The sequence below is a fragment of the Streptomyces sp. NPDC030165 genome, from assembly GCF_055573595.1.
This window is the reverse complement of sequence record NZ_JBVIBD010000007.1, coordinates 269,136-284,459: the sequence shown is the minus strand read 5'-3', so window position 1 is coordinate 284,459 and position 15,324 is coordinate 269,136. Positions and strand designations below refer to the sequence as shown.

Genomic DNA, 15,324 nt, shown 5'->3' with positions numbered 1-15,324 from the left:
ACCCCGGCGATACTCAAGGCGTGACCGATCACCAGACCGCTCGCGATCAGACCGCGTACGAGCGGACCGCTCACGACCCGACCGCGCACGACCAGCACCCATACGACGTCATCGTCCCCGCCGGAGGCGCTGCCCGGCGGCTCGGTGGGGTGGACAAGCCCGCGGTGTCCGTCGGCGGGCGGTCGTTGCTGGACCGGGTGCTCGACGCCTGTGCGGATGCGGCGACCGCTGTCGTCGTCGGGCCGCGGCGGCCCACCGCGCGGCCGGTCGTGCACGCCCGCGAGGACCCGCCCGGAGGCGGGCCGCTCGCCGCGCTGGATGCCGGGCTGCGGCACACCACGGCGCCGGTGGTGCTCGTACTCTCCGCCGACCTGCCGTTCCTGACCGGCGTGACCGTACGGGCCCTGCTGGCGGCGGCCGCGGAGGGCGGGGCCGACGGCGCGCTGCTCCGGGACGCGGAGGGGCGGGACCAGCCGCTGGTCGCCGCGTACCGGGCGGAGCCGCTGCGCCGCGCGCTGGACGCCGTACGGGCCGGGCACGGAGCGCTCGCCGGTCAGCCGTTGCGTGCGCTGTCGGAGCATCTGTCGCTGCGGCCGGTGCCCGATCCGACGGCCACCGCGTCCTTCGACTGCGACACCTGGGAGGACATCGAAGCGGCACGCGCCCGCATCAGGGAGCATGGAACCGTGTTGGACGAATGGATCACCGCAGCCAAGGCCGAACTGGGCATCGAACTTGATGTCGACACGGCGGCCCTCCTCGACCTCGCGCGCGACGCCGCGCACGGTGTGGCCCGGCCGGCGGCGCCGCTGACGACGTTCCTGGTCGGTTACGCCGCCGCTCAGCAGGGCCGGGACGTTTCGGCACTGGCGGCGAAGGTGGCCGCGCTGGCCGACCGCTGGGCCGCCGAGTCCGCCGAGAACGCCGACGCCACGCCGGAGGCCGCGCCCGAGGCCAAGCCGAAAGCGAAGCCGGCGGAATGACGGACGGGGAGTTCGACGACGCACTGGCGCTGGCCAACGGCGGCTCCGCCCCGATGCCGCGCCGCGACGTCCACCGGCCGTCGGGCCGCGGTGCCGAGGCTCACCGTGCGCCGGGCCGGTACGAGGACGGTGGGCGGGACCGGGAACGGTACGACGACGGCCGTCCGCCGTACCGCGGTGCCGACCGGACGCCGGAGCCCGGTGACGGGTACGAGTATGGGTACGAGTACAGGGATACGGACGGGACGGCATCTGATGGTGCCCCCGCACCGGCCCCCGGTGGCGGCCGTATGCCGATGCCCGCCCCCGGAGGCGCCCCCGCGCCCGCCGGTGACCGTTACGCGCCGGTCTTCGACGACGGCTATGCGTGGATCTTCGAGGACCAGGAGCCGACCCGGGAGCCCGACCGGGGCCGGAAGGCGCCGACGGCCGGTACGGGCCTGGACGACGACACGCGCCGGGGCCCTTACACCCCCTGGGACGCCGCCTCGGCCTCGGGGGCGCATGAGCCGCCGCGCGCACCCGGCAGCCCAACCGATCCCCCGTCCGCGTCCGATCCCCCGTCCGCGTCCGATCCCCCGTCCGCGTCCGATCTCCCATCCGCTCCCGAGCCCCGTACTCCTCCCCCGGCACATCCCGCCTCACCCGTCGCGGCCACACCGGCCGCCGACAGCGGCACCTCCGACCACCACGGTCCCCGCACCCGGCACGACCACCCCGCGCCGACCCCGTGGCGTACGGCGCGCAGGCTGGCCGCCCGCGCACCGTACGGTCCGCTGCCCCCGGTCGTCTGCCCGCTCGGCAGCGCGGCGCTCGGGCGTACCCTCGCCGGGCCGCTGACCGCGCTCACCGACCTGCCGTCCTTCGACACCTCGGCGATGGACGGCTGGGCGGTCGCCGGTCCCGGCCCCTGGCACCTCGCCGCCCGGAGCCGTCCGGACGAGCACGAACACGGCATCCTGGCCGGTCACCAGCCGTCCGAAGCCGTTGCCGACGGGGACGCGGTGCCGATCGCGACGGGCGCGCGCATCCCGCCGGGCGCCACGGCCGTACTGCGCAGCGAACACGGCGAGGTACGCGGACGGTCCGACGGCCACACGCAGTTGTACGCGCCCGCTCCCGTGCCGCCCGGGCAGGACATCCGGCCGCGCGGACAGGAGTGCCGCCGTGGCGAGCAACTCCTGCCCGCCGGCGCCCTGGTGACCCCGGCCGTGCTGGGCCTGGCCGCCGCCGCGGGGTACGACGCGCTGACCGCGTACGCCCGGCCGCGCGTCGAAGTGCTGGTGCTGGGAGACGAGTTGCTGAGCGCCGGGCTGCCCGCCGAGGGGCGGATCCGGGACGCGCTCGGCCCGATGCTCACGCCGTGGCTGCGGGCGCTGGGCGCGGACGCCGGGCCGCCCCGCCATCTCGGGGACGACGCCGAGGTGTTGTACGAAGCGCTCGCGTCCTCGGACGCCGATCTGGTGATCACCACCGGGGGTACGGCGTCCGGGCCCGTCGACCATGTGCGTCCCACGCTGCGCAGGCTGGGGGCGGAGGTCCTGGTGGACGGCGTCGCGGTACGCCCCGGGCACCCCATGCTCCTCGCCCGCCTCCCGCACCACGCAGCCCCCAGCTCCGAGCGCCCCTCGGACACCCCGCGCGCCGGCGCGCCCGCCCGCCTGCTCGTCGGACTGCCCGGTAACCCGCTGGCCGCCGTCTCGGGTCTGCTCACCCTGGCGGAACCGGCACTGCGTACGCTCGCCGCGCGCCGCCGGCTGCCCTCCTACCGGGCGCCGCTGACCGCCGACGTATCCGGCCACCCGCACGACACGCGGCTGGTCCCGGTCGCCTTCCGGGACGGCGCGGCCGACGAGGCGGACGGTGGTGGCGACAACGACGGCGGCGCGGTCGTACCGCTGCGCTTCAGCGGGCCCGCCATGCTGCGCGGCATCGCGGCGGCCGACGCGATGGCCGTCGTACCGCCGGGCGGCGCGGTACGCGGTGCCGAAGTCGAACTCCTCGACCTGCCCTGGACGGCCGACGGAACGGCGGACGCGGTGACGGGGTGGGCTTCGGACGCGTCCGGAGCGTTCGCCACTTCCGGTACCTCCGGAGCGTTCGGCCCCACCGGCCCCACCGGCCCCACCGGCCCCACCGGCCCCACCGGCCCGACCGGCGGAGGCGCCGCGTGAAACTCCCCACCCACGACGCCGCGGCGCGCGAGATTCCCGAGGAGTCCAGCCACCGCATCGTGCTGCCCCGCCGCACCCCGGTCGCGCCGCTGCGCCAGGTCGCGCGCCGGCTTCTGATGGCCCTGCTCGTGCTCGTCGCGACGGTGGCCATCGTCTGGATCGACCGCGACGAGTACCACGACAACGCCAACGGCTCCGTCGACTTCCTCGACTGCGTCTACTACGCCACCGTCACGCTCTCCACCACGGGTTACGGCGACATCGTCCCGTACGGGGACGGCGCGCGGCTGCTGAACATCCTGCTCATCACGCCCCTCCGGGTCCTCTTCCTGATCATCCTGGTCGGCACCACGCTCGAAGTCCTCACCGAGCGCACCCGCGAGCAGTGGCAACTGAACCGCTGGAGAAACGCCTTGCGCGACCACACCGTCATCGTCGGCTTCGGCACCAAGGGCCGGTCCGCGGCCCAGACCCTGCGCGCGACGGGCCTGACCCGCGACCGCATCGTCATCGTCGACCCGAGCCCCAAGGTCATCGACTCGGCGGTGGCCGAGGGCTTCGCGGGTGTGGTCGGCGACGCGACCCGCAGCGACGTCCTCGTACGGGCCGAGATCCAGCGGGCGCGCCAGGTGGTCATCGCCACCCAGCGCGACGACACGGCCGTCCTCGTCTCGCTCACCGCCCGCCAGCTCAACAAGAAGGCCAACATCGTCGCGGCCGTACGGGAGGAGGAGAACGCGCCGCTGCTGCGCCAGTCCGGCGCCGACATGGTCATCACCTCGGCCAGCGCCGCAGGCCGCCTCCTGGGCCTGTCGGTGCACAGTCCCAGCGCGGGCACGGTCCTGGAGGACCTGATCCAGCAGGGCAGCGGACTGGACCTGATCGAGCGCCCGGTGGTGAAGGCCGAGGTCGGCAAGTCGGTACGGGAGACCGACGATCTGATCGTCTCCGTCCTGCGCGGCCACCGGCTGCTCGGGTACGACGACCCGGCGGCCAGCCCGTTGCAGGCCGCCGACCGGGTGATCACCATCGTCCGGGCCGCTCAGGCGGAACAGCCGGAGGGACCGACCAAACCCGGCGTGAAGCCGATGATTCCCGGTACGGGGGTGTCCCCGATGGCCCCCGTGCGCCGCGACGACTAGGAGCCCCGGCGGACGGCTGCGAAGGCCAGGGGTTCCCACGGGACCCGCACCCGCCCGGCGCCGCCCCTGGCCGCACCCGTCCCTGGCCGCACCACCCCCGCCGCCTCCGTACGCCGTCCCGGACGGCGGAGTAGCCTCGCGGCCATGCGTGCGATCACCATTCCCGAACCCGGCGGTCCCGACGCCCTCGTATGGGCGGAGGTGCCCGACCCGCAACCGTCCGAGGGGGAGGTCCTGGTCGAGGTGGCGGCCACGGCCGTCAACCGCGCCGACCTCCTCCAGCGCCAGGGCTTCTACGACCCGCCGCCCGGCGCGCCCCCGTACCCCGGCCTGGAGTGCGCCGGCCGCGTCAAGGCCCTCGGCCCGGGAGTCAGCGGCTGGTCGGTCGGTGACGAGGTGTGCGCGCTGCTGGCGGGCGGCGGGTACGCGGAGCAGGTCGTCGTCCCGGCGGGCCAGCTGATGCCCGTACCGAAGGGTCTCGACATGGCGGCCGCCGCGGCGCTGCCCGAGGTGACGTGCACCGTCTGGTCCAACGTCTTCATGATCGCGCACCTGCGGCCCGGTGAGACGCTGCTCGTGCACGGCGGCTCCAGCGGCATCGGCACGATGGCGATCCAGCTCGCCAAGGCCGTCGGCGCCCGGGTCGCGGTGACCGCGGGCAGCGCCGACAAGCTGGCCCGCTGCGCCGAACTGGGCGCCGACATCCTCGTCAATTACCGGGACCAGGACTTCGTCGAGGAGGTGCGCGGGGCCACCGACGGCGAGGGCGCGGACGTCATCCTGGACATCATGGGCGCCAAGTACCTGGACCCGAACATCAAGGCGCTGGCCACCAACGGCCGTCTCGCGATCATCGGCCTCCAGGGCGGCGCGAAGGGCGAGTTGAACCTTGGCGCGCTGCTCACCAAGCGCGGTGCCGTCACCGCAACCTCGCTGCGCGGCCGCCCGCTGGCCGAGAAGGCGGCGATCGTCGCGGCGGTAAGGGAACACGTCTGGCCGCTGATCGAGAACGGCCGGGTCCGGCCGATCGTGGACCGTGCGCTGCCGATCACGGAGGCCGCCGAGGCGCACCGGATCGTGGACGCGAGCGGTCATGTGGGCAAGGTCGTCCTGACGGTCTGAACCGGGCCGCCCGAAGGCGCGACGCGGTGGTGCCGCTGCCCGGCATCGCCGCGTCCCCCCTTGGCCGTACGCCCGGTACGCCCGAGATGCCGCTGATCACCCACCGTGTGACGCTGAGGAGATCAGGCGACGGATCCGCAGGCCCGGGAGGTCATGGGCGTGACTTCGGAACTCGTGATCCCGGAACGCACGATCCCTGAACACGTGCCCCCGGAGCCGGCGGCCGCCACACCGGGCCACCGGCGCCGTCGTCCGAGCCGGCCCCGCCCGTTCCGCCTGCGTCGACCCAGCCTCCACCGCCTCCACCGCCTCCACCGCTTCCGCCCCCACCGCCTCGCATCCGGCCTTCTGCTCGCCGGCGCACTGCTGTCTCCCCTCGTTACAGGGCCGGCAGCCTCGGCAGCGGCCATGGTGGCGGAGGCCGTCCCCGACGGCCGTGACACCTCCGGCCGTATCCGGGCCCCCGGAGCGGCCACCGACATGGGCCCCGGCGCCGGAACCGTCCCCGAATCAGGCTCGAACGCCCCTGCTCCCACCCGCAACCCCACTCCCACTCCCAGCCACCCCCACCCCCACACCCAGCCCCCCGCCGACCCCCTGACCACCCTCACCCACCCCAACCCCCTCACTCCCTTCACTCCCCTCCTCCCCGCCCCTCTCGGCCCCTTGCTCGGCGCCGACCCGGGAGCCACGCGCCCCGCCCTCCCACCGGGATCGCACCCGTCCGCCCCACCCGCCCCCTCGCCCGGCGCGGGCGCCCCGAACGGTCACGCAGCCCGTTCCCCGTCCCCCGCAGCCACCTCTGAACGCCCTGGAACGGCCTCTCCCGCCCCCACGGCCACCCGCCGGGGCGATCTGGCCGGGCGGCTCGCCCATCGCCCCTACGTGCCCCTGCCGCCCCTCCAGGCCCCCGCGCCGACGGCGTCCGCCGCGCGGTCGCACGGTCCGTCCCGCTACGCACCCGGCGCGGTGCCCGGGGCCGCCTCCGCCGCTTCACCGGCTCCGTACGCCGGGACGGAACCGGGCAGTGGCGTCCACCGGGTCCTCCCGCTGGGCGCGGGCATGGCCCTGACCGGCCTGGGGCTCGCCTTCGTCGCGCTGCGCCTGAGACGCTCGTGACCGGACTTCCGGCCCCGGCGTCCCCGGACCCGGCCGGAAGGTCGTCCGCACCCGGAGGTTGGATCACCTTTCTCCCAGGGCACAACCGTTCCTAGTCAGCTGTACGAGAGAATGGCGGCATGGATATGCCGATGAACGAACGGTCGCAGGAGAGCCCGCACGTCCTGGTTGTCGGCCCGGACGGAATGGCTCTCGGCAGCGCCGGCTCCGGTGGCGGGGACGGCGACGACGAGTCCCGCGAGGTTCCCGTGACGGACATGGTCGAACAGCCCGCGAAGGTCATGCGCATCGGCAGCATGATCAAGCAGCTTCTCGAAGAGGTGAAGGCGGCGCCGCTGGACGAGGCGAGCCGGGTGCGCCTGAAGGAGATCCACTCCAGTTCGGTCAAGGAGCTGGAGGACGGCCTGGCGCCCGAGCTGGTCGAGGAGCTGGAGCGGCTGTCCCTGCCGTTCACCGACGACTCGGTGCCCACGGACGCGGAACTGCGGATCGCGCAGGCCCAGTTGGTCGGCTGGCTGGAAGGGCTGTTCCACGGTATCCAGACCGCGCTGTTCGCCCAGCAGATGGCGGCCCGTGCGCAGTTGGAGCAGATGCGCCGCGCGCTGCCGCCCGGTGCGATGCCGGCCGAGGACCTGGACCAGTCCACGCCGGGACAGGGCGGCGCCCGCTCCGGTCCGTACCTGTAGTCCGGTCCGTACCTGTAGGTCGCGCAGCGCCTCCGCGAAGCGCCGCAGGAACAGGAAGAGGGCCCGCCGCGCACCTGCGCGCCGGGCCCCTCCCCTGTCACGTCGTCGTTCCCCCGGGGCCGCCCCGGTGTCCCGGTCCTACGAGCTCCGCCCCGTAGACACGGTCAGGTGAATCTTCTCGCCGCCCTTCGGGTCCCACAGGGAGATCGGTGACTGGCTGACGACGGTGTTCTTGCCGTAGATGGAGCTGTTGCGCTCGGAGATCTCGTACGACCAGCCGGCCGCGTCCATGCACTTCTTCACCGAGTCGAGGTTCTTGCCGTAGAAGGACGGCAGGAAGATCTTGCCCTTCTGGGCGTAGCTCTTGGCCGGGTCGGTGCAGCGGGTGGTGGCGATCGTGGCCGTGGGGTCCTCGCTCTTGACCGAGGGCGACGGCGAGTAGGTGTACGGGCTGGTGCGGCGCGTGTGCGTGTTGTCGCTGCCGCCGCTCAGGCCGATGCCGATGGCGATCGCGGTGATCACGACGACGCCGACGATGGCGGAGACGACGATCACCGGGGTGTTGCCGCGGCCGCCGGAGCGGTTGCCGCCGGGGCCGGGGCCGACCGGCGCGGGCGTGGGCGCGGGGGTCGACGGGCCCGCGTACGGCGGCGGGGTCCGGAAGCTGTTGTTGAACGGGGCCGGGCCCTGGTTGGGGAGCGGCGCCGGCGGCTGGTAGGCGTTGACCGGCGGCGGTGTGGACGACGCCGTGGGCCCGAAGCCCGGGCCGCCGGCCGCCGCCGGGCCGGGGCCCATCTGCGGGCCTGCCTGGGGCGCGTGCTGTGTCGGCTGGTACGGCGTCCGGACGCTCGGCGGCGCCGGGGTGTGCGGCCCCGCGGCGTTCGCGGACGCGGCCGGGAAGACCGCGGAGGACACCGAGGAGCCGCTGGTACGGGCGCGCGGGCCCTCGCTGATGATCAGCGGCGTCGCGCCGGACTGGCCCGACCCGGCGACGCGCAGGCACTCGTCGCGCATCGCTTCGGCGGTGGGGAACCGCTCGTTGGGGTTCTTCTTCAGCGCGCGGGCGATCAGCGCGTCAACGGCGGGCGGCAGTGACCGGTTGATGCCGGAGGGGACCGGCGGTTCCTCCTGGACGTGCGCGTACGCGATGGCGAGCGGGGAGTCCGCGTCGAAGGGCAGCTGGCCGGTCAGCAGTTCGAAGAGCATGATGCCGACCGAGTACAGGTCGGAGCGGGCGTCCACGCCGCGGCCCAGGGCCTGCTCGGGCGAGAGGTACTGCGGGGTGCCGACGACCATGCCGGTCTGCGTCATCGAGGTGACGCCGGACTGCATGGCGCGGGCGATGCCGAAGTCCATGACCTTGACGACGCCGCGCTTGTTCAGCATGACGTTGCCGGGCTTGATGTCGCGGTGGACCAGGCCCATCTCGTGGCTGGCCTCCAGGGCGGCCAGCACATCGGCGGTGATCTTCAGCGCCTTCTCGGTGGGCATCGCGCCGTGCCGGGCGATGTCGCCGTCCAGGTCGGAGCGGAGCGGCTGGCCCGCCACGTACTCCATGACGATGTACGGCACCATGCCGCCGTCGAGTTCGTCCTCGCCGGAGTCGAACACCGAGACGATGTTGGTGTGCGTGAGTTTGGCCACGGACTGGGCCTCGCGGCGGAAGCGTTCGCGGAACGCCTGCTCGCGGCCCAGCTCGGTGTGCAGGGTCTTGATGGCGACCTCGCGGTCCAGGACGCTGTCGTACGCGAGGTGTACGGACGCCATGCCGCCGGCGCCCAGAAGATCGCGGAGCTGGTAGCGTCCACCGCCGACCGAACGGCCCTCGTACCGGTCCTGAGCGCCGTCCTGGCTCATCGTTCCGCTTCCCCCTTGGCGCGCTGTTCCTGCGCACGTGTTGCGGCGCGCCGCGCCCCGTGGCTGGTGCTGTACCCGTCCGTGTGGCGACGTGTGCCGTGTTGACGTGCACAGACGTTACTCAACGTCGTGGGCCCGCGGCACCTGCGGCAGGTGCCGGGCCCGTGGCACGTGCGGCTGCGGACGTGCCGAGATCAGTATGGGTTGTGCTGGGTCCCGTCCGAATCCCAGCCCAGTGTGCCCCAGGGCCCGGACACGTCAAGCTGTGTGCCCGTTCCGTGACCAGATGCGCAAGATCCCATTACGGTCCTGCGACCTGCGGAGCGCCGTTCGGCGGCTGATCACCCGGGGTTAACTTGCGACAATGGGGCCGTAGACGGTGTGATGACCGGTCCATCACGGGACCGGCGTGTGCCGCGGAGCCTGTAGCGTGCTCTAGCGAAGACCGAGACCTTACCGCTGTGATGCGGATCGATACGACGGCGAGGACCGATGGCACCGACGCAGAGCCCCCAGGGCCCGTCCGATCCTGATGCCACCGGCTCCCACTCTTCTGACGCGAATCTTTCCGATGCGCCGGAGATGTGGGGCAATGGCGGTTTGGTGGGTGACGGACGCTACCGGCTCACGCGCCGGCTCGGACGTGGCGGCATGGCGGAGGTGTTCGCCGCCGAGGACGTGCGCCTCGGCCGCACCGTCGCGGTCAAGCTGCTGCGGGCCGACCTCGCGGAGGACCCGGTCTCCAAGGCCCGTTTCACCCGTGAGGCGCAGTCCGTCGCGGGGCTGAACCACCACGCGGTGGTGGCGGTGTACGACTCCGGCGAGGACTACGTCGGCGGCAACACCGTGCCGTACATCGTCATGGAGCTGGTCGAGGGCCGCACCATCCGTGACCTGCTGCTGAACGCGGACGCCCCGCCGCCGGACCAGGCGCTGATCATCGTCTCCGGGGTGCTGGAGGCGCTGGCGTACAGCCACCAGCACGGCATCGTGCACCGCGACATCAAGCCCGCGAACGTCATCATCACGCACGGCGGCGCGGTCAAGGTGATGGACTTCGGCATCGCCCGCGCGCTGCACGGCGCGCAGTCGACCATGACGCAGACCGGCATGGTCATGGGCACGCCGCAGTACCTGTCGCCCGAGCAGGCGCTCGGCAAGACCGTCGACACCCGCTCCGACCTGTACGCGACCGGCTGTCTGCTGTACGAACTGCTGGCCCTGCGCCCCCCGTTCACCGGTGAGACCCCGCTGTCGGTCGTCTACCAGCACGTCCAGGACATGCCGGTGCCGCCCTCCGAGGTCGCCGGGGCGGTGCCGCCGGAGCTGGACGGCCTGGTGATGCGTTCGCTGGCCAAGGACCCGGACGACCGCTTCCAGACCGCGGAGGAGATGCGCGGGCTGGTCCAGTACGCCTTGCAGATGCTGCACGAGCAGGGCGGCCACACCGGTACGTGGAACACCGGCCCGGTCGCCGTGCACGAGGGCGGGCACACCCCGGCCATGGGCTCGGCCGCCGCCACCACCGCCCTGCCGCACCCGGACCACGGGCAGACCACGGCGCAGCCGATCCTGCCTCCCGGCCTGCGGGACGGGGACGGCGGCTATGAGGGCGGGCACCGGCCCGCCAAGGGCGGCCGCGGCAAGATCTGGCTGATCGCGGCGCTCGCGGTGATCGCCATCGCGGTCGGTGTGGCCATCGCGCTGCAGAACGCGGGCGGTGACGGCAAGAAGAGCCCGCCGCCGACCAAGAGCCCGTCTGCCTCGCAGAGCTCCCCGGACCGGACGTCCGAGTCGCCGTCCGACGAGCCGTCCGACACGTACACGCAGCCGGGCAGCTCGGGCGGCCACTCGAACACGTACAACCCGCCGACGACGCGCTACCCGAGCACGCCGCGCACCTCGCAGGCGCCCACCACGCCGCCGCCGTCCAGCAAGCCCCCGACGACGCCGCCGCCCACCAAGCCGTCCAACGGCGGTACGACCAACGGCAACACGAGCAGCGGTGCCGACGGCGGCAACGGTGACTCCAACGGCGGCAACACCACCAACGGCAACACGAGCAGCGGCAACACGAACGAGGGGACCAGCGCCGGCAGCGGCCCGGCCGGTACCGGCGTGGGCGACTTGAACGACTGACCGCGCGTGACCTGACGCCCCACCACCTCGCAGCGCCTGGACCGACGGGCGGCCGGACACCGGCCGCCCGTCGCGGCGTTCGTGGGGCCGTACGGCCGAGGCAGCCGTGCCGCCCCGCCTTCACCCCGTGACAACAGCGTCCGCGACTCCCGCGCCGCGGCTCCCGCTCCGCGACATCAGCGCCCGCGGCTCTCACTCCGTGAACGCCGCCCGTACCGCCGTGTACTCCCGCGTCCACCACACCGCCAGCGCGGCCGCTGCCGGGAACTGCGGGTCGGCCCGCCGGTCGCCCAGCCGGTAGCGCCAGTCGAGCATCCAGAAGTCGTTGAGGCGCTCCCACCACACCCGGTGCACGGCGGCGGCCAGTTCGGCCGTGCCGGCGCCCGAGGCGCGGCGGTAGGCGCCCGCGTAGGCCCGTACCTTCGGCAGGTCCAGGGTGCCCGCGGGCTGTACGAAGAAGATCGCGGCGGCCCGTACGGCCTCCTCCGCGCGGGGCTGCACGCCCAGCCGGTCCCAGTCGACGATGGCGGCCGGTTCGGCGCCCCGGTAGAGCAGGTTGAGCGGGTGGAAGTCGCCGTGCACCCACCCGGCGGCGGGCACCTGTGCCGCCTCCGGCCGCCGGTGGGCCTCCCGTTCCAGCAGCGTGCGGCGTTCCAGCAGCCGGTGTTCGGCCAGTTCGTCGAAGCTGCTGCGCGGCCGGGAGCGGCGGGCGAGCGCGAGCAGTTCGTCGATCATTTCGAAGGTCCGCGCGGGGTCGGCGCCCGTGTGCTCGTACGGGGTGCGGGGCCCGGCCGTGTCATGCGTTATGACCTGCTCCAGCGCGGTGTGCACACGCCCCAGCAGGGCGCCCAGGCGGCGTGACTGGTGGCGGGTGAGGGCGGCACCGTCGCGGTGGCGGCCCTCGACCCACGGGTGCAGCGCGTAGCAGCGGCCGCCCAGGACGGTGACGGTGCGGCCGTCCGCGTCGGCGAGCGGCGGGGCGACCGGCAGGCCGAGCGCGCCCAGCCGGCGCGTGGCGCGGTGCTGGCGGGCGATGGCGGCCTGGTCGCCGTCGAGGTGGTGTTTGAGGAAGTAGCGGCCGTGGGTGGTGGCGAGGCGGTAGCCGCGGTTGAGCAGCCCTTCGGCGACCGGCTCGCACGCCAACGGCTCCCCGGCGCCGTAACGGCGCAGCAGGGAGCCGAGGGTGTGTCCGTCGGGCGTGGTCACCGTCCGGACATCGGATGAGCGCAGCACGCGCCAGATGTTAATTCACTGCGTCACGCTGAGTGGGCGTAACGGAACACAGGGACATCACAGAGGTAGTGGACCTTGACAAACTCCGGTTCTATGCGGAGGAAAACCGGGTCGAAGGGCTCTCCGTCGGCCAGCCGCGGGGTGGGACCGAACAGTTCGTACTCGGCCGGTGTCGGCACGATGGCGCGGGCGGTGCCGGTGAACTGCACGGACCAGGTGTCGTTGGCGCCGGAGTTGACGTTGTCGGCCTCGTAGGCGACGACGTTGCCGTCCAGGGCGCCGTGGTAGCCGTGCCCGCGGTGCAGCCGCAGCAGGAGCCGGCCGTCGGACACGATGTGCCGCGTGACGGCGGTGAAGGGCAGCGCCCGCTGACTGGCCGACACCCGTCCGTAGGGGAGGCGGTTCAGCAGCTCGATGGCGTGGAGGTCGTCGGTGGGCATGGATACACCCTGCCGTGCCGGTGTGCGGGACAGTAGGGGCACCCGCCCTGGTGAAAACGGGACGTTGGTCCTGAATCGTGCGGGGATACCCCGCTTCGGGCGCGTTTCAGGAGGTCGGAGCGGGGATGGGCGCCGAATTTTTCCTACTCTTGAACCTTCACCGAAAACATTCCTTCACGGCTTTCACTCAAGTTTTTCACCCGGCCCGCGCACGCCTCGGCGCGTTACTGCCGCTCCGCCTTCATCCGCGCCACGTACGCGGCCGCCTGCGACCGGCGCTCCATGCCCAGCTTCGAGAGCAGGCTGGAGACATAGTTCTTGATCGTCTTTTCGGCGAGGTGCAGCCGCTCGCCGATCGCCCGGTTGGTCAGCCCTTCGCCGATCAGGTCGAGGATCTTGCGCTCCTGGACGGTCAGGCCGGCCAGCCGGTCGTCGCCGCGCGGGTTGTTGCCGTCCCGCAGCCGCTCCAGTACCCGGGCGGTGGCCACCGGGTCCAGCAGCGACTTGCCGGCCGCCACGTCCCGTACGGCGGTCAGCAGCTCGTTGCCCCGGATGGCCTTGAGCACGTACCCCGAGGCGCCCGCCATGATGGCATCGAACAGGGCTTCGTCGTCCGAGAAGGAGGTGAGCATCAGGCATTTGATGTCCTCGTCCTGGGAACGGATCTCCCGGCAGACCTCCACACCGCTGCCGTCCGGCAGCCGGACGTCCAGCACGGCCACGTCCGGACGCGTCGCAGGGATCCTGACCAGGGCATCTGCGGCGGTGCCGGCCTCGCCGACCACCTCGATGTCCGCCTCCACGGAGAGCATCTCGTGGACGCCGCGCCGCACGACCTCGTGGTCGTCGAGCAGGAATACCGTGATTTTTCCTTCTTCGCGCACCCGCTCAGTCTCACACACGAACTCTTCCCGTGCTCCAGGTCACCGATATAACGTGCCGTTGTCCCGGCGGACTGCAACGCTGTGAACAGGGGATTGCCGACTGGTCGGCGCAATGCTCGGAAATCCAAGCAAAATACTTGGAACCCCAAGCAAAGTCGCAGGTCAGGGCCCCTTTCGCCTAGGCTCCGGAAGTAGGGCACAACACCCCTTCCGGCAGGCCGTGGCCGGGGCACCTTGTTCCACCCGGGCCGCGCCGTGCCGCACACACCCCGTGCGCCGTATCGGATACCGGGTGAGCCGCAATACGGCCACCGGCGGACCCCGGGGGCCGGACAGACGGAGGAGCAGCACGTGACCGTGGAGAGCACTGCCGCGCGGAAGAACACCCGCGGTGGCGGCAAGCGCACCACCGCAAAAAAGGCGTCACCCGCCAAGGCGAAGGCGGCGGCCGCCCCGGCCCCGGCCGAGGCGGAGCAGGACCAGCTCGTACAGCTGCTGACCCCCGAAGGCAAGCGCGTCGAGCACCCCGAGTACGCGATCGACCTCTCGGACGAGGAACTGCGCGGGCTCTACCGGGACATGGTCCTCACGCGGCGCTTCGACGCCGAGGCGACCACCCTCCAGCGCCAGGGCGAGCTGGGCCTGTGGGCCTCGCTGCTGGGCCAGGAGGCCGCGCAGATCGGCTCCGGGCGCGCGCTGCGCGACGACGATTACGTCTTCCCGACCTACCGGGAGCACGGGGTCGCCTGGTGCCGGGGCGTCGACCCGACGAACCTGCTGGGCATGTTCCGCGGCGTGAACAACGGCGGCTGGGACCCCAACAGCAACAACTTCCACCTGTACACGATCGTCATCGGCTCGCAGACGCTGCACGCGACCGGCTACGCGATGGGCGTCCAGAAGGACGGCGCCGACTCGGCGGTCATCGCGTACTTCGGTGACGGCGCCTCCAGCCAGGGCGATGTGGCCGAGTCGTTCACCTTCTCCGCGGTCTACAACGCGCCCGTGGTGTTCTTCTGCCAGAACAACCAGTGGGCGATCTCCGAGCCGACCGAGCGCCAGACCCGCGTCCCGCTCTACCAGCGCGCCCGCGGCTACGGATTCCCCGGTGTCCGGGTCGACGGCAACGACGTACTGGCCTGCCTGGCGGTGACCAAGGCGGCCCTGGAGCGGGCCCGTGCGGGCGAGGGCCCGACGCTGGTCGAGGCGTTCACGTACCGGATGGGGGCCCACACCACCTCCGACGACCCGACGCGCTACCGCGCGGACGAGGAGCGCGAGGCGTGGGAGGCCAAGGACCCGATCCTGCGGCTGCGCACCTACCTGGAGACCGAGGGCATCGCCGACCAGGCGTACCTGGACTCCGTCGAGGAGGAGAGCGAGGCGCTGGGCCGGCGGGTACGTGAGGTGGTGCGGGCGATGCCGGACCCCGACATGATGGCGATCTTCGAGAACGTCTACGCCGACGGGCACGCGCTCGTCGACGAGGAGCGCGTGCAGTTCGCCGCGTACCAGGCGTCGTTCGCGGACGCGGAGGAGAACTGA

At 72.7% G+C, this 15,324-nt stretch carries 12 protein-coding genes; 8 read left to right on the top strand and 4 right to left on the bottom strand.

The window, feature by feature from the left end; translation table 11 throughout:
- The first annotated feature begins 20 nt into the window (after positions 1 to 20).
- The 6 genes from ACZ4Z1_RS16270 to ACZ4Z1_RS16245 all read left to right on the top strand — a co-directional run bounded on the left by ACZ4Z1_RS16270 (position 21) and on the right by ACZ4Z1_RS16245 (position 7,226).
- Positions 21 to 983 carry an NTP transferase domain-containing protein gene (locus ACZ4Z1_RS16270; RefSeq protein WP_468487252.1) on the top strand — a complete coding sequence of 321 codons (963 nt, stop codon included), beginning with the start codon at positions 21 to 23 and terminating at the stop codon, positions 981 to 983.
- On the top strand, positions 980 to 3,157 hold the full coding sequence (locus ACZ4Z1_RS16265) for a molybdopterin molybdotransferase MoeA (RefSeq protein ID WP_468487251.1): 2,178 nt from the start codon (positions 980 to 982) through the stop codon (positions 3,155 to 3,157). The genes ACZ4Z1_RS16270 and ACZ4Z1_RS16265 overlap by 4 nt, the downstream gene beginning before the upstream one ends.
- The gene (locus ACZ4Z1_RS16260) at positions 3,154 to 4,299 is read left to right on the top strand and encodes a potassium channel family protein (RefSeq protein WP_468487250.1); all 1,146 of its coding nucleotides are present in this window, start codon (positions 3,154 to 3,156) and stop codon (positions 4,297 to 4,299) included. Before ACZ4Z1_RS16265 ends, ACZ4Z1_RS16260 begins: the two co-directional genes overlap by 4 nt.
- A gap of 144 nt (positions 4,300 to 4,443) precedes the next feature.
- Positions 4,444 to 5,421 carry an NAD(P)H-quinone oxidoreductase gene (locus ACZ4Z1_RS16255; protein ID WP_468487249.1) on the top strand — a complete coding sequence of 326 codons (978 nt, stop codon included), beginning with the start codon at positions 4,444 to 4,446 and terminating at the stop codon, positions 5,419 to 5,421.
- Positions 5,422 to 6,306: 885 nt separating this feature from the next.
- The gene (locus ACZ4Z1_RS16250; RefSeq protein WP_468487248.1) at positions 6,307 to 6,540 is read left to right on the top strand and encodes a hypothetical protein; all 234 of its coding nucleotides are present in this window, start codon (positions 6,307 to 6,309) and stop codon (positions 6,538 to 6,540) included.
- A 119-nt stretch (positions 6,541 to 6,659) separates the two neighbouring features.
- A complete protein-coding gene (locus ACZ4Z1_RS16245; protein ID WP_468487247.1) occupies positions 6,660 to 7,226 on the top strand; it encodes a bacterial proteasome activator family protein in 567 nt (188 codons plus the stop codon).
- A gap of 138 nt (positions 7,227 to 7,364) precedes the next feature.
- Here ACZ4Z1_RS16245 and ACZ4Z1_RS16240 read toward each other — a convergent pair whose 3' ends face one another.
- Positions 7,365 to 9,083: a Stk1 family PASTA domain-containing Ser/Thr kinase gene (locus ACZ4Z1_RS16240; RefSeq protein ID WP_468487246.1), complete on the bottom strand. Its 1,719-nt coding sequence runs from the start codon at positions 9,081 to 9,083 to the stop codon at positions 7,365 to 7,367.
- A gap of 492 nt (positions 9,084 to 9,575) precedes the next feature.
- Between ACZ4Z1_RS16240 and ACZ4Z1_RS16235 the strand changes: the two genes are divergently transcribed.
- A complete protein-coding gene (locus tag ACZ4Z1_RS16235; protein ID WP_468487245.1) occupies positions 9,576 to 11,222 on the top strand; it encodes a protein kinase domain-containing protein in 1,647 nt (548 codons plus the stop codon).
- Positions 11,223 to 11,414: 192 nt separating this feature from the next.
- Here ACZ4Z1_RS16235 and ACZ4Z1_RS16230 read toward each other — a convergent pair whose 3' ends face one another.
- From ACZ4Z1_RS16230 to ACZ4Z1_RS16220, 3 genes are all read right to left on the bottom strand, one after another.
- Entirely contained in the window at positions 11,415 to 12,455 is a 1,041-nt protein-coding gene (locus ACZ4Z1_RS16230) for a phosphotransferase (RefSeq protein WP_468487244.1), read from the bottom strand.
- A gap of 23 nt (positions 12,456 to 12,478) precedes the next feature.
- Positions 12,479 to 12,895, bottom strand: coding sequence for a pyridoxamine 5'-phosphate oxidase family protein (locus ACZ4Z1_RS16225; RefSeq protein ID WP_468487243.1), 417 nt, complete (start codon positions 12,893 to 12,895; stop codon positions 12,479 to 12,481).
- 224 nt (positions 12,896 to 13,119) lie between these two features.
- The gene (locus tag ACZ4Z1_RS16220; protein ID WP_468487242.1) at positions 13,120 to 13,779 is read right to left on the bottom strand and encodes a response regulator; all 660 of its coding nucleotides are present in this window, start codon (positions 13,777 to 13,779) and stop codon (positions 13,120 to 13,122) included.
- 351 nt (positions 13,780 to 14,130) lie between these two features.
- On the opposite strand from ACZ4Z1_RS16220, the gene pdhA reads away from it, so the two are divergent.
- Positions 14,131 to 15,324 (top strand): pyruvate dehydrogenase (acetyl-transferring) E1 component subunit alpha, encoded by a 1,194-nt coding sequence (gene pdhA / locus ACZ4Z1_RS16215; protein ID WP_468487241.1) that lies wholly within the window; start codon positions 14,131 to 14,133, stop codon positions 15,322 to 15,324.

Coding starts and splice junctions, on each gene's coding strand:
- ACZ4Z1_RS16225 (WP_468487243.1), bottom strand. CDS start 12,895: ATGCCCACCGACGACCTCCACGCCATCGAGCTGCTGAACCGCCTCCCC.
- ACZ4Z1_RS16265 (WP_468487251.1), top strand. CDS start 980: ATGACGGACGGGGAGTTCGACGACGCACTGGCGCTGGCCAACGGCGGC.
- ACZ4Z1_RS16255 (WP_468487249.1), top strand. CDS start 4,444: ATGCGTGCGATCACCATTCCCGAACCCGGCGGTCCCGACGCCCTCGTA.
- ACZ4Z1_RS16245 (WP_468487247.1), top strand. CDS start 6,660: ATGGATATGCCGATGAACGAACGGTCGCAGGAGAGCCCGCACGTCCTG.
- ACZ4Z1_RS16240 (WP_468487246.1), bottom strand. CDS start 9,083: ATGAGCCAGGACGGCGCTCAGGACCGGTACGAGGGCCGTTCGGTCGGC.
- ACZ4Z1_RS16235 (WP_468487245.1), top strand. CDS start 9,576: ATGGCACCGACGCAGAGCCCCCAGGGCCCGTCCGATCCTGATGCCACC.